This window comes from Bordetella bronchiseptica (assembly GCF_900636925.1).
In the GTDB taxonomy this organism is placed as follows: domain Bacteria; phylum Pseudomonadota; class Gammaproteobacteria; order Burkholderiales; family Burkholderiaceae_B; genus Bordetella; species Bordetella pertussis.
In genome coordinates, this window is record NZ_LR134326.1 from 2,836,727 (window position 1) to 2,855,964 (window position 19,238).

The window sequence follows — 19,238 nt, forward strand, 5'->3', positions numbered from 1 at the left end:
CGCGCTGCCATTGTGCGGGCGGCGCGGTTTCAGCCGGGTTTCGCACCCGGCCCATCTGTTTCAGTCGATTGCCGACGCGCCTTATGCCGCGTCCCAGGCCGCCAGGTATTCCTGCCAGTGCGGCGCGTCGCTGGCCGCCAGCGTGTCGCGCACCAGGGCGATCTCGGCGTCGTAGGCGACGCGGTCGAGTTCGCCGCGCAGGAAGCGGAAGCGGCAGTACACCAGCCAGGTATTGACCACGTCGGTCTCGCAGTACGCGCGCACCTCGTCGGCCTTGCCCTGGTTCCAGGCTTCCCAGACCTTGCTGCCGTCCATGCCCAGCTTGCCTGGAAAGCCGCACAGCTTGGCCAGTTCGTCCAGCGGCGCATTGGCGCGGCCGTTGTACTTGGCCAGCAAGTCCATCAGGTCGATGTGGCGGTTGTGGTAGCGGCTGATGTAGTTGTTGAACTTGAAATCGCGGTCTTCGTCGCCCGTATCCCAATAGCGCGGCGCCGGCACGCCGTGGATCAGGCTGCGGTAGTGCAGCACCGGCAGGTCGAAACCGGACCCGTTCCAGCTGACCAGCCGCGGCGTGTAGCGCTCGATGGTCTTGAAAAAACCCGACAGCAGCGCCGCCTCGGGATCGTCGGGCTGGCCCAGCGTCTTGACGCGGAAACCCTGGTCGTCGCGAAACACGCATCCGACCACCGCGACCTGGTGCAGGTGCAGGGGCAGGAAGTCGTGCCCCACCGCTTCGCGGCGCGCGGCGAAAGCGCGCTCGACCACTTCCAGGTCGGACACCTCGCCGCCCCAGTCGTTGAGCCGGCGCAGGCCGGCCACGTCGGGGATGGTCTCCAGGTCGAAAACGAGCGTGGGCGTCATCGCGGCGGCAGATACTGCATCGGGTCGACCGGCGTGCCCTGGCGGCGGATCTCGAAATGCAGGCGCGGCGACGTGGTGTCGGTCTCGCCGATCTCGGCGATCTTGGCCCCGCGCTTGACGTTCTGGCCGGTCTTGACCAGCAGCGCGCGGTTGTGCGCATAGGCCGTGATGAAGCCGTTCTGGTGATTGATGATGATCAGGTTGCCCAGGCCGCGCACGCCATTGCCGCTGTACATCACCTTGCCATCGGCCGCCGCGATCACCGGATCGCCCAGCGAGCCGGCCAGGTCGATGCCCTTGGTGTTGCTGTTGAAGGTCTGCAGGATGGCGCCATTGGCCGGCCAGCCCCAGTTGATGACGGCGGCATCGGCCGCGCGCGCGGGCTTGGGATCGGGCACCGTTGCCGCGGGCGGGGTGGTGGCCCCGCCGGTTTCGCCGCCGGCGCCGGCTTCCATGCCGCCGGCCGGCGTTTCGGCGCTTCCCTGGTCCAGCGGCTTGGGTTGCGGCTTGGAGGAGGTCACCGGCGTGGTCTGCGCGCCGCCGGCGCCCGAGCTCGACAGGCGCAGCACCTGGCCGACACTGATCTGGTTGGGATCGGTGAGGTTGTTCCAGCGCTTGAGGTTTTCGATATCGACATTGTTGGCGCGCGCGATCTTGTAGAGCGTATCGCCAGGCTTGACGACATAGCTGCCGTCGGTCGGGCCGGAGGCGCCGGGCTGTCCGGTGAGGTCGACCACGGGCGCGCGCGGGCCCTTCGAGGCGCAGCCGGCCAGCAAGGCGATGGCCAACACGCCCGCCCAGAGAACGGGTCGGGAAGCGGCGGCGGATGCGCCAGCCACGGATTGGGATTCGGTCAGTTGCAACTGCCCGTTGAGCATACGATTCTCCTGTTTGCTCAAGATTGTATTCCGGCCCTGAGGGGCACAAAACGTACAGCTTCGAGTTCTTTTCGGCTCCAGGCGGTGGCCCCGGTGCGTTCGATCAGCACCAGCCGCTGGTGGGTGGACCCTTCGGGCGCGATCAGCCGCCCGCCCGGCGCAAGCTGATCCAGCAAGGCCTGCGGAATGGCCAGGCCCGCCGCAGCCACAACAATAGCATCGAACGGCGCCACGCCGGGCACGCCCAGCATGCCGTCGCCATGGATCAGGCGCACCCGGGTGGCCAGGCGCAGCGCCCGCAGATGGCCGCGCGCCAGCTCGTACAGGCCGCGGATGCGCTCGATGGCATGCACCTCGCGCACGATCTGGGCCAGTACCGCCGCCTGGTAGCCGCAGCCGGCGCCAACCTCGAGCACCCGGGCCGGGGCACGGTCCTCGCAGACGGCGGCGATCATGCGGGCCACCACCCACGGCTGCGAAATGGTCTGCGAGTGCCCGATGGGCAGCGCCGCGTCTTCGTAGGCACGGCTGGCCAGCGCTTCATCGACGAACAGATGGCGCGGCACCGCCGCCATGGCGTTAAGCACCCGTTCGTCGACGATGCCCTGCGTGCGCAGCCGCTGCACCATCGCCTGGCGCAGCCGGTCGGAGTTCAGGCCCAGGTTGCCGCTGGCCAGCGGCGCGGGCTGCGCAGGCGCGCGCGGCAAGGCGCCGGCCGAAATGCGGGTGTTGCTGTTGGCCGGCGTGATGCCGGGCGCGAGGCGGCCGCCGGCCGGCGGGTCTACGCGTTTACGCATAGCGGCTCCGCCCAGTTGCGCACATCGTCAAGCTGGCTGTGCTGGGTCAGGTCCAGGCGCAGCGGCGTCACCGAGACCTGCCCCTGCGCCGTGGCGTGGAAGTCCGTCCCCGGCGTGGCGTCGGCGGCCAGGCCGACCGGGCCGATCCAGTACACCGTGTCGCCATAAGGCGTGGTGGTACGCACCACCGGCTCGGACGGATGGCGCTTGCCCAACCGCGTGACGGCGTAGCCTTTCATGTCTTCGTAGCGGCGATTGGGGATATTGACGTTGAGCAGGACCGGCGCGGCCAGCGGCTGCGCGATCTGGCGCTCGACCACCTGGCGGGCGGCGCGCGCGGCCGATTCGATGTGCTGCCAGCCTTTTTCGATCAGCGAGAAGGCGATCGAGGGAATGCCGAACAGGTAGCCCTCGCTGGCCGCGGCCACCGTGCCGGAATAAAGCGTGTCGTCGCCCATGTTGGCGCCATTGTTGATGCCGGACACCACCAGGTCGGGGCGCGCATCCATCAGGCCGGTCAGGGCGACGTGCACGCAATCGGACGGCGTGCCGTTGACGTAGATGAAGCCGTTGGAAGCGGTGCGCACCGTCAGCGGCCGGTTCAGGGTCAGGGAATTCGAGGCGCCGCTGTGATTCGTCTCCGGCGCGACCACGGTCAGTTCGCCCAGCCCGGACAGCGCCTCGACCAGCGCTTCCAGCCCGGGGGCGTTGTAACCATCGTCGTTTGAAACCAGAATACGCATCAATCTTCCTGAATCGTGGGGATCGCCACAAACCGCGACCGATTGTACCGTCATGAAGCGGCATCATCGCGTCAGAATCGCCGCCCGAGGTAGAATCCGCAGCCAAACGACGCAACCGTAACGGAATGCCTGCCACCATGGTCCTGACCGCCCCTTCGCTCCTGTCCAGTTCGGCACTGATTGTCCTGGCCTATCTGATCGGCTCCATCCCCTTTGCCGTCGTGGTCAGCAAGCTGATGGGGCTGCAGGATCCGCGCAGTTACGGCTCCGGCAATCCGGGCGCCACCAATGTGCTGCGCACCGGCAACAAGACCGCCGCCGCGCTGACCCTGCTGGGCGACGCGGCCAAGGGCTGGTTCGCGCTGTGGCTGGCCCGCGCGCTGGTCCCCGAACTCTCCTGGGGCGCCTACGCGCTGGTGGCGCTGGCGGTGTTCCTCGGCCACCTCTACCCCCTGTTCCTGCGCTTCAAGGGCGGCAAGGGCGTCGCCACGGCGCTGGGCGTACTGATGGCCATCGAGCCATGGCTGGCCGTGGCCACCATCGCAACCTGGCTGATCGTGGCCGTGTTCTCGCGCTATTCGTCCCTGGCGGCCCTGGTCGCCGCATTTTTCGCGCCCGTCTACTACGTATTCGGCTCGGGCGCAGCCTGGCATGCGCGGCTGGAAGTCGGCCTGGCCATCGCCGTCATCAGCGCCCTGCTGTTCTACCGCCACCGCGCCAACATCGCGCGGCTGCTCAAGGGCACCGAAAGCCGCATCGGGAAGAAGAAGTAACCCACTCAGGAGCCTGCCCCCGCGGGGACAGGCCCCCCGTCAGCCTACCCGGCCTGGATATCCGCCAGGTCCCAGCGCGGCCGCACCGTGAAGGCGTGGTCGCCCTCGCGCAGGTCGGCCAGTCCGGCCTTGACCCGCTCGGCCGCCGCGAACGCGATCATGGCGCCATTGTCGGTGCACAGCGACAGCGGCGGAAAATAGGCTTCGGCCCGCAAGGGCTTGAGCGCGCGCGCCAGATGCGCGCGCAGCAGCGCGTTGGCGCCCACCCCGCCGGCCACCACCAGGCGGCGCAGGCCCGTCTGCTTCAAGGCGCGGATCGCCTTGGCCGCCAGCACCTCGACGATGGCGGCCTGCGTTGCCGCCGCCAGGTCGGCGCGGTCCTGTTCGCCCAGTTCGCCGCCATCGCGCGTGGCCGCTTTCACACGGGTCAGGACCGCGGTCTTCAATCCGCTGAAGCTGAAATCCAGGTCGCCGCTGTGCAGCATGGGGCGCGGCAGGTCGTAGCGGCTGGCGTCGCCCTGCTCGGCCAGGCGCGCCAGCGCGGGGCCGCCCGGATAGCCCAGGCCCATCAGTTTGGCCGATTTGTCGAAGGCCTCGCCGGCGGCGTCGTCCAGCGTCTCGCCCAGCAGTTCGTAGCGGCCCACGCCGTCGACCCGCATCAGCTGGGTATGCCCGCCCGAGACCAGCAAGGCCACGAACGGAAACTCGGGACGCGGCTCGGCCAGCAGCGGCGACAGCAGATGTCCTTCCAGGTGATGGATGCCGATGGCCGGCAGCGCGCGCGACCAGGCCAGCGCCTGGGCCACGCTGGCGCCCACCAGCAAGGCGCCGGCCAGGCCCGGCCCGGCGGTGTAGGCCACCGCGCCCACGTCGGCCAGCGTCAGGCCGGCCTCGGCCAGCACCTGGCGGGTCAGGGGCACCACGCGCCGGATATGGTCGCGCGAGGCGAGTTCGGGCACCACGCCACCATATTCCTGGTGCATGGCGATCTGGGTATGCAGGGCGTGCGCAAGCAGGCCGCGCTCGGTGCAGACGGCGGCCACGCCGGTTTCGTCGCACGAGCTTTCAAAGCCGAGAATGATCATGGGCGCAGAGTTTACAACCAGGGTCCGCGGGCCCTGGTGCAAAAATACGGGTTTTGCGCTTACATTATCGCCTGCGCGGCAGGCGGCGCCGGCGCAAGCACACAACAACCGCTCTCAAACCCCCGGGGACTTCCATGCTGGAGAAGCTATTCCAACTGCGTGACCACGCCACGACCGTACGCACGGAGATCGTGGCTGGGCTGACGACATTCCTCACCATGTCGTACATCATCTTCCTGAACCCCGACATCCTGTCGAGCACCGGCATGGATCGCAATGCCGTGTTCGTGGCGACCTGCCTGGCCGCCGCCCTGGGTTCGCTGATCATGGCGCTGGTGGCCAACTGGCCGATCGGCATGGCGCCGGGCATGGGCCTGAACGCGTTCTTCGCGTTCACCGTGGTCAAGACCATGGGCTACACCTGGGAGCAGGCGCTGGGCGCCGTGTTCATCTCGGGCGTCATCTTCCTGTTCCTGACCATCTCGGGCATCCGCGCCTGGCTCATCCGCGGCATCCCGCACTCGCTGCGCAGCGCCATCGCCGCCGGGATCGGGCTGTTCCTGGCCATCATCGCGCTGTCCAACGCCAACATCGTCGTCGCGCACCCCGCCACCAAGGTGACGCTGGGCGACCTGCGCGAGCCCGGCCCGCTGTTCGCCATCCTGGGCTTTTTCATCATCGCGGCGCTGGATGCGCTGCGCGTGCGCGGCGCGATCCTGATCGGCATCCTGTCGGTGACCGTGCTGTCCATGCTGCTGGGCTACAACCAGTTCAACGGCATCTTCTCCTCGCCGCCCAGCCTGGCCCCGACGTTCATGCAACTGGACATCCTGGGCGCCCTGCACACCGGCTTCGTGCACGTGATCCTGGTGTTCGTGCTGGTCGAGGTGTTCGACGCCACCGGCACGCTGATGGGCATCGCCAAGCGCGCCGGCCTGGTGCCGGAAGACCGCCCCAACCGCCTGGGACGCGCGCTGTTTGCCGACAGCACCGCCATCGTGGCCGGCTCGATGCTGGGCACCAGCAGCACCACCGCCTATGTGGAAAGCGCCTCGGGCGTACAGGCGGGCGGACGCACCGGCCTGACGGCGCTGGTCGTGGCGCTGCTGTTCCTGGCCGCGCTGTTCATCGCGCCGCTGGCCGGCTCGGTGCCCGCCTACGCCACCGCGCCCGCGCTGCTGTATGTCGCCGGGCTGATGATGCGCGAGCTGATCGACATCGACTGGAACGACGTGTCCGAGGCCACGCCGGCCGCGCTGACCGCCCTGGTCATGCCGTTCACGTACTCCATCGCCAACGGCCTGGCCTTCGGCTTCATCAGCTACGTGGTGCTCAAGACCTGCACCGGCCGCATCCGCGAGGTGCACCCGGCCACCTGGCTGGTGGCGATCCTGTTCATCGTCCGCTACGCCTTCTTCCCCGAATAAGGCCGGGCCGCGCGCCTCGCCCCGCAAGCAGGCCGCCTCGCGCGGCCTGCCTGCTTTCGAGGCCTTCAATCGCCGCGATACAGCGAGACTATCGACCCGATGGCGCCCAAGGTTGTTCGGGTGCGCGGTTGAAATCGCCGATACACTCTCCATATATTCCTGACCCGTCGGGCGCGCCGCGCCGCGACACAACCGGAGCACCCGCATGAGTGTATTGGCCAGCGTGCCGTTCTCGGTCCTCGACCTTGCCCCCATCGTGCAGGGCGGCACGGCCGCGCAGGCGTTTCGCAACACCGTCGACCTGGCGCGCCACGTCGAAGGCTGGGGCTATCGCCGCTTCTGGCTGGCCGAACACCACAACATCACCGGCGTGGCCAGCAGCGCCACGGCGGTACTGATCGGCCACGTCGCCGCGCATACCAGCACGCTGCGGGTGGGCTCGGGCGGCGTGATGCTGCCCAACCACGCGCCGCTCATCATCGCCGAGCAGTTCGGCACCCTGGAGAGCCTGTTTCCCGGCCGCATCGACCTGGGCCTGGGCCGCGCGCCCGGCAGCGACGGGGCCACCCAGCAGGCGCTGCGGCGCGGGCCGCGCAGCGGCCTGGACTTTCCCGAACTGCTGCACGAGCTGCGCGCGTACCTCGCGCCGGCGCGGCCGGGCCAGCCGGTGCGCGCGATTCCCGGCGCCGGCACCGACGTGCCCATCTGGCTGCTGGGCTCGAGCGATTTCAGCGCGCGGCTGGCCGCCGAGCTGGGCCTGCCCTTCTCGTTCGCGGGCCACTTCTCGCCCGAAGGCATGGCCGCCATGCGCCTGTATCGGCAACTGTTCAAGCCGTCGCAGACGCTGGCGCGCCCCCATGCCATGATAGGCGTGCCGGTGGTGGCGGCCGACACCGACGAGCAGGCGCATTTCCTGTCCACCACCCAGCAACTGAAATTCCTGTCGCTGATCCGCGGCAACCGCCTGCCGCTGCAGCCGCCCGTGGAAAGCATGGACGGCATATGGAACGAGTGGGAGCGCTCCGCGGTCCAACAGAGACTGGGCGCGGCCATCGTTGGCGGCCCCGATACGGTCAAGCGCGAACTGGAGAGCCTGGTCGCGCAGACCCAGGCCGACGAGGTGATGATCGTTTCCGATTTTTACGACTTTTCCGATCGGCTGCGTTCGTACGAGATCGTCGCCTCGCTCAAGCAGGACGCAGGCGTATCGACCCGCACCGCGAACGCCTGACCGGCACGGCGCGCGATCGCGCCACGCGTTTCGCCCACCGACCACGGACGGAACATCCACTGCGCGGCCCCGGCCGCGCCAACCGGGCCCACGGGCCCCAGACGCCACCCTACGCGGGCGGCAAGGACGACACGCATGAGCATCGTTGAACTGACCAAGGACACCTTCCAGGACGCCATCACGCCCGACGGCACCCTGATCATCGACTTCTGGGCCCCCTGGTGTGGCCCGTGCCGCGGCTTCGCCCCCGTGTTCGAGCAGGCGGCCGAGCAACACCCCGACGTGACCTTCGCCAAGGTCAATACCGACGTCGAACAGGAGCTGGCCGGCGCGCTGGGCATCCGCTCGATCCCGACCTTGATGGTGTTTCGCGAGAAGGTCCTGCTGTTCTCGCAACCCGGCGCCCTGTCGGCCGGCCAGCTCGGCGAGCTGCTGACCAAGGTCAAGGAAGTCGACATGGCCGAGGTGCACCGCGATATCGCGCAGGCGCGCGAAAACGGCGCAGGCGAACAGGCCTGAGGCCGCGGCGGGCCTGGCTCAGGCCTGCACGTCCCAGCCGCCGCGCCCGCGGGTGATGTTGGCGAACGTGCGCGCCAGCTCTTCGAGCGCGGCGCACGGCACGTCCAGCTCCAGTTGCGCGCCGTCGGCGTCGAAGGTTTCGCTGCGCACGCTGGCGCCCGCCTGCGCCAGCCGCGCCTGCAGCAGCGGCAGCTCGGCGAAGCCGCAGCGGCAGCGCACCGTCGCCAGCGCGATGACCGGCAAGCGCTCGCCGGCGCGCAGGCAGTTGGCGGCGCAGCCGCCATAGGCGCGCACCAGGCCGCCTGCGCCCAGCTTGATGCCGCCGAACCAGCGCACCACCAGCACCGCCACGCGGTCCAGCCCCTGCCCGTCTATGGCCTGCAGGATGGGCCGCCCGGCCGTGCCGCCCGGCTCGCCATCGTCATTGAAGCGGTATTCGTTGCCGATGCGGTAGGCCCAGCAATTATGCGTGGCCGCCGGGTCGCTGTGCGCAGCGAAATGCGCCATGGCCTCGGCGATCGTGCCCACGGGCGCGGCATAGGCGGCAAAGCGGCTTTTCTTGATTTCTTCCTGGTGGCGGCAGGCGGCGGCAAGCGTGTGCATCATACGGCGCCATTGTACGTGGCGGCGCGCCGGATACCCCCTAGCCGTGGCAGTCGGGCACTTCCTGGTCCAGGTACACGTCGAAGGCCACGTCGCGCGCCCATTTGGCCGTCATGGCCGTCCAGGCGCCCTCGCGGCGCCAGGCCTGCATCTGCGCGGCCAGCCAGGCCGCGTCGGCGGGCGCGGCCACCCATACCAGTTCGGCGCGCGGCCCCTGCGGCGCCAACGTGGCCGAGAATTTCTTCCACTCGGGAAACTTCATCAGCGGCGCCCATACCGCGTCGTCGATCAACGCCAGGTCGCAGGCGCCTTCGCGCACCGCCACCAACGCATCGGACGGCGCGCGATAGGTGCGCACGGTCGCGCCATGGCGTTGCGCCAGCGCCTGCGCGCCCTGCGCGGCATCGGCCATGCATACGCTGTGCCCGGCCACGTCCTGCCAGCGCCGCAATGCGGTATCGCCGCGGATGACCGCCTTGGGCGCGGTCGCATATCCCGTTCCCACCACCGCCATGCCGGGCGCCTGCGCGGCCAGCGGCGCGCCATCGCGCCGATCGGCCAGCACCAGGTCGACCGCGCCCGACGCCAACTGCGCGGCGGCGTCGCCGGCCGCCAGGCGGCGCAACTGCAGCGGCAGGCCCAGTTGCCGGGCCAGCCGTTCGGCCGCTACGCCGTCCAGGCGTTCGGGCGTACGCACCTTCGCGCCGGCCAGCGGCGCATCCGCCAGGAACGGCACGCCGACGACCAGCACCCCGCGCGCGCGTGCCGCCGCCAGCGGGTCGGCCGCGGCGCCGGGCTGCGCGGCCGCGCCGGGCAGCGCGGGCAGCGCCACGGCCAGCAGCGCGGCCAGGCACAGGCGGGAAAGATGGGAGGTAGACGGCGCGGTCATGGCGATCAAGGCGCGGGCGCCAGGCCCGCGCGTGGTTCAGACGTATTGGTAGCGCAACAGGCGGTGCTTGAGGTTTTCCAGCACGAACTGGTCGATCAACGCGGCCAGCACGGCAATGACCAGGATGTTGGTCATCACGCCGGTCATGTCGGCGATCTCGCCCGAGTAGGCCAGCGAACGGCCCAGCCCCTTGCCGAAGCCGATCAGCATCTCGGCCGAGATGAGCGCGCGCCAGGCATTGCCGAAGGCCAGTTGCGCGCCGGTGATCAGCTCGGGCATGACCGCCGGCAGGTAGACGCGCTTGACCAGCCCCCAGCGCGTCGCCCCCATCACGCGGGCGGCCGAGACGTGCACGCGCTGCACGGACTCGGTCGCGTTCATGACGCTGAGCGCGGCCGGAAAGAACGCCGACAGCGCCACCACCACGATGATGGGCGTGTTGCCGAAGCCCATCACGATGAGGAACAGCGGCACCCAGGCGATCGACGGGATCGACTGCAGGATGACGATGGCGCTGCGCAGCACTTCGCGGAAGAAGAACAGCACCGCGGCGACCAGGCCGAAGCCGATACCGGCGGCCAGCGCCAGGCCGTAGCCCGCGCCCAGGCGTCCCAGCGTGCCCAGCAGGCTCTGGTGGAACGAAGCCTGGCCCAGGTCCTCGACCAGGCGCTGCGCCACGGTGGGCACGCCCGGCATCAGGAAATCAGGCAGGACCCAGGCCGCCGCCTGCCACAGCGCCAGGATGAACAGCACGCCCAGCACCCCGGCGAGGTGCTTGCGTGCGCCGGTTACACGGGTGGAGGAGCTCAAAGCTTACGCGCCTCTTGCCAGGACAGGTCGACGATGCTCGAGACGTCGTACGGCTTGCCGTCGCGCGTCTTGAGCGAGCCCTGGGCCTGCAGGATATCGGCGATCTCCTGCATGCGGTTGGTGTCCTTGTCGGTCAGCTTGGGCGTGAACACCTGCGTGCTGATGGCCTCGGAGATCACCGTCTCGCGCGGCAGCTCGCCACGGGTCAGGGTCTTGAGAGTGGGTTCGGCGATGAAATAGGAAGCGATCAGGCGCGACGCGTCGGCCGGCTTGTTCTGCAGCAGGTCGATGGCTTCCTTCTGCGCGTCGAGCGCCTTCCAGACGTCATCCTTGCGCTTGGCCAGCACATCGCCGGAAGTGATCACCACCATGCAGGGGAACGGCCAGGCCTGCCCCACTTCGTAGATCTGCTTGACCGGCGCCACCAGCTGGGCGATGCGGTCGTACGGCTCGAACAGGAACGCGGCGTCCACGCGCTTGCCGACCAGCGACTGCACCGCGACGGCGGGGCTGACCCCCATGACATTGACGTCGTCGGCGCCCAGCTTGCCTTCCTTGAGCACCACGCCCTTGAGCACCACGTCGGCGGTGCTGCCTTCGGCCTGCGAGGCCAGGGTCTTGCCCTTCAGGCCGGCGATATCCTTGATGCCGGAATCGTCGCGCACCAGCAGCGAATGGTAGCCCTGCTGCGCGCCGCCCACCACCTTCAGGTCGGCGCCCTTCGAGGCCCAGGCCACGGCGTTGGTGAAACCCAGCACGCCGATGTCGAGCTGGCCGCCCACGATGGCCTTGATCAGGTCGGTGCCCGACTTGAATTCGATCAGCTCCGAGTCCAGCCCGGCCTTCTTGTAGTAGCCGCCCTCTTGCGCGACGATGGCCTGCGCATCGTCCATCACGCGCAGATAGCCCACGCGGAATTTCTCGGCGGCCATCGCCGGGGCGGCGGCCAGCAGCGCCGCGGCCAGCGGCAGGGACAGCCATTGCTTCAGTTTCATGATGCGAGTCTCCAGGGATCGGCAAATAGGCCGCGGGCCGGCGGGCCCGCGACACGGTATCGGTATGACGGAACGAGGCCTGCCTCAGGCGGCCAGCGCCACCTTGGGGCCATGGCCGTGGCCATGGCTGTCGACTTCGATGCCAAGCAGACGCAGGATTTCCCGCTTCTCGCTGGCCAGGTCGGACAGGTCGTGGCTCCTGGCGCGGTGGGCCAGGTTGAATTCGCGCAGCACGCGGGCCGGGCGCTGGCTGAACACGACGATGCGGTCGGCCAGGAACAGGGCTTCGTCGACGTCGTGGGTGACCAGCACCACCGACGGCTTCTCCTGCTCGATCAGCTGGCGCAGCACGTCCTGCAGGCTCAGCCGGGTCAGGGCATCCAGCGCGCCGAAAGGCTCGTCCATCAGCAGCGTCTGCGGCTGGGCGATGAAGGCGCGCGCCAAGGCGGCGCGCTGGCGCATGCCGCCGGAAACCTGATGGGGATAGTAGGCGTCGAAACCGCCCAGGCCGACGCGCTCGAGCCAGTGCACGGCCTGCTGGCGCGCCTGCGCCTTGGGCGCGTTCTGGAATTCCAGCGCCAGCGCCACGTTGTCGCGCAGCGTCAGCCACGGATAGAGGGCGTGCTCCTGGAACACCAGGGTGCGGCTGGGGTGCGGCCCCTGCACCGGCTTGCCGTCGGCCAGCACACGGCCCTGCGAGGCCTGCTCCAGGCCGGCCGCCAGATGCAGCAGGGTCGATTTGCCGCAGCCCGAGGGACCGACCAGCGCAACCAGCTCGCCGGTCTTGAATTCGCTGGAAAAGCCGTCCACGACGTTGAGCGAGCCGAAGCTCTTGTGGACGTGATCGAAAGTCAGATTCATGGGCTTGCTCGGGCGCCGCGGCGCCAAACGAAAGGACAGGCCCTAATCTAACAATCGGTTATATGAACACAAACTATATTTATAGAATGTTTTAACTACCTGTCGTTATAAGCACGCCGCGGGCGGCCGGCCAGGCCGCGCGCGGGCGCCCCGCTTACGCCTCGATGCCGCGCGAAGCCAGGTAATCCTCGTAGCCGCCGCGGTAGTCGACCAGCTCGCCGTCGGGCAGGATCTCGATGATGCGCGTGGCCAGCCCCGAGACGAACTCGCGGTCGTGCGACACGAAAATCAGCGTGCCTTCGTACTTTTCCAGCGCGAACTGCAGCGATTCGATGGATTCCATGTCCAGGTGGTTGGTGGGCTCGTCGAGCAGCATGACGTTGTGCCGGCCCAACATCAGGCGGCCGAAGGTCATGCGGTTCTTCTCGCCGCCGGACAGCACCTTGGGCGCCTTGGGCAGATCGTCGCCGGAGAACAGCAGCCGGCCCAGCGCGGACCGGATCGACTGGTCGTCGTCGCCCGGCTGGCGATGCTCGGCCATCCAGTCGAACAGGTTGATGTCGCCCTGCTGGAACTGGTCGGACACGTCCTGGGCCATGTAGCCGATGTCGGCGTTCTCGGACCACTTGACGGTGCCCGAATCCGGCGCCAGGTCGGTCGCCAGCATGCGCAGCAGCGTGGTCTTGCCCACCCCGTTGGCGCCGATGATGGCGACTTTCTCGCCGGCGTCGACCATGGCCGAGAAATCGCGGATGACCGGCTGGTCGTACGACTTGGACAGCTTCTCGATCGTGACCGCCAGGCGGTGCATGACCTTGTTCTGCTCGAAGCGGATGTACGGGTTCTGGCGCGACGAGGGCTTGACCTCGACCTGATCGGCCTTGATGCGGTCGATCTGCTTCAGGCGCGACGTGGCCTGGCGCGACTTGGACTTGTTGGCCGCGAACCGGCGCACGAAGTCCTGCAGTTCGACGATGCGCTCCTTGGCCTTGGCGTTGTTGGCCGTCAGGCGCTCGCGGGCCTGGGTGGAGGCCAGCATGTAGTCATCGTAGTTGCCGGGGTAGACGCGGATCTCGCCATAGTCCACGTCGGCCATGTGGGTGCAGACCTGGTTCAGGAAGTGCCGGTCGTGGCTGATGATGATCATCGTGCTCTGGTAGCCGTTGAGCACGTTCTCCAGCCAGCGGATCGTATTGATGTCCAGGTTGTTGGTGGGCTCGTCCAGCAGCAGCACGTCGGGGTTGGAGAACAGCGCCTGCGCCAGCAGCACGCGCAGCTTCCAGCCGGGCGCGATTTCGCGCATGAGCAGGTTGTGCTGGTCCACGGCGATCTCCAGGCCCAGCAGGAGTTCGCCGGCGCGCGCTTCGGCCGTGTAGCCGTCGTATTCGGCGAACTTGGCTTCCAGGTCGGCCGCGCGCATATAGTCGTCTTCGGTGGCCTCGGGGTTGGCGTAGATCGCGTCGCGCTCGGACATGGCCGCCCACATCTCGGTGTGGCCCATCATGACCACGTCCAGCACCCGTACCTCCTCGAAGGCGAACTGGTCCTGGCGCAGCTTGCCCAGCCGCACGCCGGGTTCGAGCGACACGTTGCCCGCCGAGGGCTCGAGGTCGCCGCCGATGATTTTCATGAAGGTCGACTTGCCGGAACCGTTGGCCCCGATCAGACCATACCGGTTGCCTTCCCCGAACTTGACGCTGACGTTTTCGAAAAGCGGCTTGGGGCCGAACTGGATAGTGAGATTGGCAGTGGAAATCACGGTGTATGTGCGAGCCTGACGCGCCGCAAGGGCGCAATGGAGATAAACCCGGTAGTGTACCAAGTTGCGCCGCTCGCCTCGCCAACGCGCCGCCGCTGCCGCCGCGGAGATATCTGTGCAGGTGCTAGGGTTATTCCCGACGTTAGGCTGATTGTCAGGCAGCGCCATGCAAGGTTTAATCCCCCAGGGCCGATTGATAATGAAAGGCTACTGAAAGAAACACGGTTTTGTATGCAAATGTTTGCATACCCCGTCCGGCGCTGCCAGTGCCCTTCAGTATTCAATACCAATCGGCTCGCGCAGCGGCGCGATCCCTCGCGCAGACTTACCGCAGTAACAAAAAGCTGGTCCTTGTAGTCCACTCAGGAGACAACACGCCATGCAACACGTTACGCAGTCCCGTCGCAAATTCATTTCCGGTGCCGGAGCGGTCGCGGGGACCGCCGTGCTGGGATTTCCCGCCGTCACGCGCGCCCAGGGCTCCCCGGTGAGCCTGCGGTTCCAGAGCACCTGGCCCGCCAACGATATTTTCCACGAGTTCGCCCAGGATTACGCCCGCAAGGTCAACGACATGGCCGAAGGCCAGCTCAAGATCGAGGTGCTGCCGGCCGGCGCGGTGGTCAAGGCTTTCGACCTGCTCGACGCGGTATCGGCCGGTACGCTGGACGGCGGCCACGGCGTGGTGGCGTACTGGTATGGCAAGAATACGGCGGTGGCGCTGTGGGGTTCGGGCCCCTCGTTCGGCATGGACGCCAACATGCTGCTGGCCTGGCACGAATATGGCGGCGGCAAGGAACTGCTGACTGAAATCCAGAAGGCCATGGGCGTGAACGTGACCTCGCTGATGTACGGCCCCATGCCGACCCAGCCGTTCGGCTGGTTCAAGAAACCCATCACCAAGGCCGACGACGTCAAGGGCGCGAAATTCCGCACCGTGGGCCTGGCCATCGACATGTACAGCGCCATGGGCGCGGCGGTCAACGCCTTGCCCGGCGGTGAAATCGTGCCCGCCCTGGACCGCGGCCTGCTCGACGGCGCCGAATTCAACAACGCCTCGTCCGACCTGGCGCTGGGTTTCCAGGACGTCTCCAAGATCTGCATGCTGCAGAGCTTCCACCAGAGCGCGGAACAGTTCGAGATCCTGTTCAACAAGAACAAGTACGACGCCCTGCCCAAGCATCTCAAGCACATCCTGGCGTACGCCGCGCAGGCGGCCAGCGCCGACATGTCGTGGAAGGCCGCGGACCGCTACTCCAAGGACTACATCAAGCTGCAGAAGGACCACAACGTCAAGTTCTACAAGACGCCCGACGCGATACTGCAGCAGCAGCTCAAGATCTGGGACGAGATGATCGCCAAGCGCTCGGCCGAGAATCCGTTGTTCAAGAAAGTGCTGGATTCGCAACGCCAGTTCGCCGAACGCGCCGGTCGTTGGAGCAACGATACCAACGTCAATTTCCGCATGGCGTTCAATCACTACTTCGCCCGCAAGCAACCCGCTTGACCGGACCGCCTTGCGCCGGCGCTGCCCGCCGTCCCACGGCGCGCAGCGCCGGCGCAAGCCGTGCCGCGTCGCGACGCGCCCGCGCAGCGCGTTACTCCTCCCATCCCATGAACGGGGCCCGCGCTCATGCTGCGATTGATACGTTTGGTAGACAGGCTGTCCACTTTCGTGGGCCAGGCCTTTGCCTGGCTCATTGTCGTCCTTACCCTGCACATATGCTGGGAAGTCTCGGCGCGCTACATCCTCAACACGCCCAGCGCCTGGGCCTTCGACCTGCAACTGATGTACTACGGCATCCTGTTCATGATGGCGGGCGCCTATACGCTGGCCAAGAACGGCCACGTACGCGGTGACATCCTCTACGGGTTTCTGCCGCCGCGCGTGCAGGCCGGACTGGACCTGCTGCTGTACATCCTGTTTTTCATTCCCGGCGTCGTCGCCATGGTGTGGGCCGGCTGGTACTACGCCGGCGAGTCGATCGCCATCCGCGAACACTCGTCGCTGATGGCCAACGGGCCGCCCATCTATCCGTTCAAGGCCTTCATCCCGATCGCCGGCGCGTTCCTGCTGCTGCAGGGCCTGGCCGAGATCGCGCGCTGCCTGCTGTGCCTGCGCAAGGGCCAGTGGCCGTCGCGCGCCGAGGACGTGGAAGAGGTCGACGTCGACAAGCTCAAGGAAATGGTGCACGTCAAGGACGAAGACATCGCCGAGCTGGACCAATACGTTGAAAAGGGAGAGCAGACCCGATGAAAATCCACAAAGCACTGTGGTTCGGTTTGTCGTGCATCGGGCTGGTGTTGTTGATGATCGCTTTCCTGACCCCGTGGGATCACCTCACCACGGGGCACATCGGGCTGCTGATGCTGGCCCTGATCGTCGTCGCCATCATGCTGGGCTTTCCGACCGCCTTCACGCTCATGGGCATGGGCGTGCTGTTCACCTTCCTGGCCTATTTCATGCAGCACGAGGACGGCGCGCGCGCGGTCCGCCAGACGCTGGACCTGATGGTGCAGCGCACGTACGCCACCATGACCAACGACTCGCTGATCTCGGTGCCGCTGTTCGTGTTCATGGGCTATCTGGTGGAACGGGCCAACCTGATCGAACGGCTGTTCCGCTCCATGCACCTGGCGCTGGCGCGCCTGCCCGGCGCGCTGGGCGTGGCCACCCTGATCACCTGCGCCATCTTCGCCACCGCCACCGGCATCGTCGGCGCGGTGGTCACGCTGATGGGCCTGCTGGCCATGCCGGCCATGCTCAAGGCCGGCTACAGCGTGCGCCTGACCGCGGGCTCGATCACGGCCGGCGGCTGCCTGGGCATTCTGATCCCGCCTTCGGTCATGCTGATCGTCTACGGCGCGACCACCGGCGTGTCGGTGGTGCAGCTGTACGCCGGCGCGTTCTTCCCGGGCATCATGCTGGCGGGCCTGTATGTGCTGTACGTCATGATCGTGGCCAAGCTGCGCCCGGACATGGCGCCGCCGCTGTCCAAGGAGGAACGCCATATCCCCCTGCAGCCGGGCGCCGAGGCGCTGCGGCGCCAAGGCTATCGCCACGCCGTGCCGGGGCTGCTGGCGGGGCTGTTCAAGCGCCGCGACCCGCAAATCACCGGCAGCTTCCTGGCGCGCAACCTGATGCTGGTGGCCGCGCCGCTGGCGGCCTTCGTGCTGATCACCGGCGCCACCTACAGCACGGTGACCGAACCGCCTGTCGTCTACGAGATCCCGGACGAACTGCGGCTGGGCAGCGGCGACAGCTTCGACAGCGGACTGGCCGAGCCGCCCAGCGAGGACGGCGGATTGGCCGAGCCGCCCGGCGCGGCCGCCGCCCCCGAGGCCGCGGCCGCGCAGGCCGAGGCGGCCGAGGCCGCCGAGGACGCCGCCGCCGAACGCTTGCCGGCGCCTTACGGATTCTGGGTCTTCTTCGCGGTCTGCGTGGCGCTGCTGGCGGTTTTCTATGCGCTGCTGAACTGGACCCGCCTGGAAGTGGTCCGGCTGCTGATGAGCTCGTTCTTCCCGCTGGCCCTGATGATCGTGGCGGTGCTGGGCTCGATCGTGTTCGGCCTGGCCACGCCCAGCGAGGCGGCCGCCATGGGCGCGCTGGGCGGCGCCCTGCTCGCGCTGGCCTACCGGCGCCTGACCATGCCGGTGCTCAGGGAGTCGGTATACCTGACGGCCAAGACCAGCGCCATGGTGTGCTGGCTGTTCGTCGGCTCGTCGATTTTCTCGGCGGCCTTCGCGCTGCTGGGCGGCCAGGGTCTCGTGGAGCAATGGGTGCTGTCGCTGGGACTGACGCCGATCCAGTTCATGCTGCTGGCGCAGATCATCATCTTCCTGCTGGGCTGGCCGCTGGAGTGGACGGAGATCATCGTGATCTTCATGCCGATCTTCGTGCCGCTGCTCAAGGCCTTCGGCATCGACCCGCTGTTCTTCGGCCTGCTGGTGGCGCTGAACCTGCAGACGGCGTTCCTGTCGCCGCCGGTGGCCATGTCGGCCTTCTACCTGAAGGGCGTGGCGCCGCCGCACGTGACGCTGAACCAGATTTTCCTGGGTATGATGCCGTTCATGGGCATTCAGTTGCTGGCCATCTTCCTGCTGTACATGTTCCCTGGCATCGGCCTGTGGCTGCCCACGGTCCTGTACCGCTAGAACCCCTGCCCCGCGTGGCCGGTCCCCGTTTCATGGAGTCGTCGTCATATGCTGCAAACGTTGGAAGTTGCCTACGGGCCGCAGACCGCAGTGGTCTGGTTGAACCGGCCCGATGTGCGCAATGCGCTGGACCCTCGGATGATCGCCGAGCTGACCGAGACCTTCATGGCGCTGGGGGCCGACAACGAGGTGCGCGCCATCGTCCTGGCCGGGCGCGGCAAGGCGTTCTGCGCCGGCGCGGACCTCAACTGGATGCGGCGCAGCGCGCAGGCCGGCGACGCCGAGAACCGCGCCGACGCGCAGACGCTGGCGACCATGCTGCACACGATCTACACCTGCCCCAAGCCCACCATCGCGCGCATCCACGGCCCGTGCATGGCGGGCGGCATGGGTCTGGCCGCGGCCTGCGACATTGCCGTGGCCTCGCACGAGGCGCGCTTCGCCCTGACCGAAACGCGCCTGGGGCTGATCGCCTCGGTGATCTCGCCCTACGTGCTGCGCGCCATGGGCGCCCGCACCGCCAGCCGCTGGTTCCTGAGCGCCGAGGCCTTCGAGGCGACCGAGGCCTGGCGCATCGGGCTGGTGCACGAACTGTGCGAGGCGGACCGGCTCGACGGCCAGATCAACGAATTGCTGGGCAGCTTCATGCTGACCTCGCCCCACGCGGTGGCGCAGGCCAAGCGGCTGATCCGCGACGTGGCGGGCGCGCCGATCGACGCCGCCCTGCTGGAAGAAACCGCCGCCCGCATCGCCGAGCAGCGCGCCAGCGCCGACGGCCGCGAGGGCCTGGCCTCTTTCCTGGAAAAACGCCAGCCCGCCTGGGTGCCCCAGCAGGACCAGTAGCGGGGCCTGCGT

Annotated in this window: 19 protein-coding genes; 8 read left to right on the plus strand and 11 right to left on the minus strand. The window is 67.8% G+C overall.

Annotation, left to right across the window (positions count from 1 at the left end):
* Positions 1–81: 81 nt before the first annotated feature.
* Genes EL288_RS13160 through surE form a run of 4 tightly spaced genes read right to left on the minus strand, consistent with a single transcriptional unit; the run spans position 82 to position 3,279 of the window.
* Positions 82–861 carry a 3'-5' exonuclease gene (locus tag EL288_RS13160; protein WP_010926717.1) on the minus strand — a complete coding sequence of 260 codons (780 nt, stop codon included), beginning with the start codon at positions 859–861 and terminating at the stop codon, positions 82–84.
* Positions 858–1,739, minus strand: coding sequence for a peptidoglycan DD-metalloendopeptidase family protein (locus EL288_RS13165; protein WP_033451096.1), 882 nt, complete (start codon positions 1,737–1,739; stop codon positions 858–860). The genes EL288_RS13160 and EL288_RS13165 overlap by 4 nt, the downstream gene beginning before the upstream one ends.
* A gap of 17 nt (positions 1,740–1,756) precedes the next feature.
* Positions 1,757–2,536 carry a protein-L-isoaspartate(D-aspartate) O-methyltransferase gene (locus EL288_RS13170; protein ID WP_010928874.1) on the minus strand — a complete coding sequence of 260 codons (780 nt, stop codon included), beginning with the start codon at positions 2,534–2,536 and terminating at the stop codon, positions 1,757–1,759.
* Positions 2,521–3,279 carry a 5'/3'-nucleotidase SurE gene (surE, locus tag EL288_RS13175; RefSeq protein WP_003811017.1) on the minus strand — a complete coding sequence of 253 codons (759 nt, stop codon included), beginning with the start codon at positions 3,277–3,279 and terminating at the stop codon, positions 2,521–2,523. Before surE ends, EL288_RS13170 begins: the two co-directional genes overlap by 16 nt.
* A gap of 125 nt (positions 3,280–3,404) precedes the next feature.
* On the opposite strand from surE, the gene plsY reads away from it, so the two are divergent.
* On the plus strand, positions 3,405–4,052 hold the full coding sequence (gene plsY / locus EL288_RS13180) for a glycerol-3-phosphate 1-O-acyltransferase PlsY (RefSeq protein ID WP_003811015.1): 648 nt from the start codon (positions 3,405–3,407) through the stop codon (positions 4,050–4,052).
* 44 nt (positions 4,053–4,096) lie between these two features.
* Here plsY and tsaD read toward each other — a convergent pair whose 3' ends face one another.
* Positions 4,097–5,137: a tRNA (adenosine(37)-N6)-threonylcarbamoyltransferase complex transferase subunit TsaD gene (gene tsaD / locus EL288_RS13185; RefSeq protein ID WP_003811013.1), complete on the minus strand. Its 1,041-nt coding sequence runs from the start codon at positions 5,135–5,137 to the stop codon at positions 4,097–4,099.
* Positions 5,138–5,271: 134 nt separating this feature from the next.
* Here tsaD and EL288_RS13190 point away from each other — a divergent pair, with 134 nt between their 5' ends.
* The 3 genes from EL288_RS13190 to EL288_RS13200 all read left to right on the plus strand — a co-directional run bounded on the left by EL288_RS13190 (position 5,272) and on the right by EL288_RS13200 (position 8,314).
* Positions 5,272–6,564 carry an NCS2 family permease gene (locus EL288_RS13190; RefSeq protein WP_003811011.1) on the plus strand — a complete coding sequence of 431 codons (1,293 nt, stop codon included), beginning with the start codon at positions 5,272–5,274 and terminating at the stop codon, positions 6,562–6,564.
* Between the two features lie 205 nt (positions 6,565–6,769).
* Entirely contained in the window at positions 6,770–7,795 is a 1,026-nt protein-coding gene (locus EL288_RS13195) for an LLM class flavin-dependent oxidoreductase (protein ID WP_003811009.1), read from the plus strand.
* 135 nt (positions 7,796–7,930) lie between these two features.
* Positions 7,931–8,314: a thioredoxin family protein gene (locus EL288_RS13200; protein WP_010926719.1), complete on the plus strand. Its 384-nt coding sequence runs from the start codon at positions 7,931–7,933 to the stop codon at positions 8,312–8,314.
* A gap of 18 nt (positions 8,315–8,332) precedes the next feature.
* Here the strand turns inward: EL288_RS13200 and EL288_RS13205 are convergent, their stop codons facing one another.
* The 6 genes from EL288_RS13205 to EL288_RS13230 all read right to left on the minus strand — a co-directional run bounded on the left by EL288_RS13205 (position 8,333) and on the right by EL288_RS13230 (position 14,231).
* Positions 8,333–8,920 (minus strand): IMPACT family protein, encoded by a 588-nt coding sequence (locus EL288_RS13205; RefSeq protein ID WP_003811006.1) that lies wholly within the window; start codon positions 8,918–8,920, stop codon positions 8,333–8,335.
* A 37-nt stretch (positions 8,921–8,957) separates the two neighbouring features.
* Entirely contained in the window at positions 8,958–9,815 is an 858-nt protein-coding gene (locus EL288_RS13210) for a type 2 periplasmic-binding domain-containing protein (RefSeq protein ID WP_010926720.1), read from the minus strand.
* 27 nt (positions 9,816–9,842) lie between these two features.
* Positions 9,843–10,616: an ABC transporter permease gene (locus EL288_RS13215; RefSeq protein WP_003811003.1), complete on the minus strand. Its 774-nt coding sequence runs from the start codon at positions 10,614–10,616 to the stop codon at positions 9,843–9,845.
* A complete protein-coding gene (locus EL288_RS13220) occupies positions 10,613–11,611 on the minus strand; it encodes an ABC transporter substrate-binding protein (protein ID WP_003811001.1) in 999 nt (332 codons plus the stop codon). Before EL288_RS13220 ends, EL288_RS13215 begins: the two co-directional genes overlap by 4 nt.
* Positions 11,612–11,695: 84 nt before the next feature.
* Positions 11,696–12,472: an ABC transporter ATP-binding protein gene (locus EL288_RS13225; protein ID WP_003810999.1), complete on the minus strand. Its 777-nt coding sequence runs from the start codon at positions 12,470–12,472 to the stop codon at positions 11,696–11,698.
* Between the two features lie 154 nt (positions 12,473–12,626).
* Positions 12,627–14,231: an ABC-F family ATPase gene (locus tag EL288_RS13230; protein WP_033447525.1), complete on the minus strand. Its 1,605-nt coding sequence runs from the start codon at positions 14,229–14,231 to the stop codon at positions 12,627–12,629.
* A gap of 379 nt (positions 14,232–14,610) precedes the next feature.
* Here EL288_RS13230 and EL288_RS13235 point away from each other — a divergent pair, with 379 nt between their 5' ends.
* From EL288_RS13235 to EL288_RS13250, 4 genes are all read left to right on the plus strand, one after another.
* Positions 14,611–15,735: a TRAP transporter substrate-binding protein gene (locus EL288_RS13235; protein ID WP_003810994.1), complete on the plus strand. Its 1,125-nt coding sequence runs from the start codon at positions 14,611–14,613 to the stop codon at positions 15,733–15,735.
* Between the two features lie 126 nt (positions 15,736–15,861).
* Positions 15,862–16,485, plus strand: a complete 624-nt coding sequence (locus EL288_RS13240; protein WP_003810992.1) for a TRAP transporter small permease subunit — start codon at positions 15,862–15,864, stop codon at positions 16,483–16,485.
* Positions 16,482–18,383, plus strand: a complete 1,902-nt coding sequence (locus EL288_RS13245) for a TRAP transporter large permease (protein WP_003810990.1) — start codon at positions 16,482–16,484, stop codon at positions 18,381–18,383. Before EL288_RS13240 ends, EL288_RS13245 begins: the two co-directional genes overlap by 4 nt.
* A gap of 48 nt (positions 18,384–18,431) precedes the next feature.
* The gene (locus EL288_RS13250; protein WP_003810989.1) at positions 18,432–19,226 is read left to right on the plus strand and encodes an enoyl-CoA hydratase/isomerase family protein; all 795 of its coding nucleotides are present in this window, start codon (positions 18,432–18,434) and stop codon (positions 19,224–19,226) included.
* The last annotated feature ends 12 nt before the right edge of the window (positions 19,227–19,238 follow it).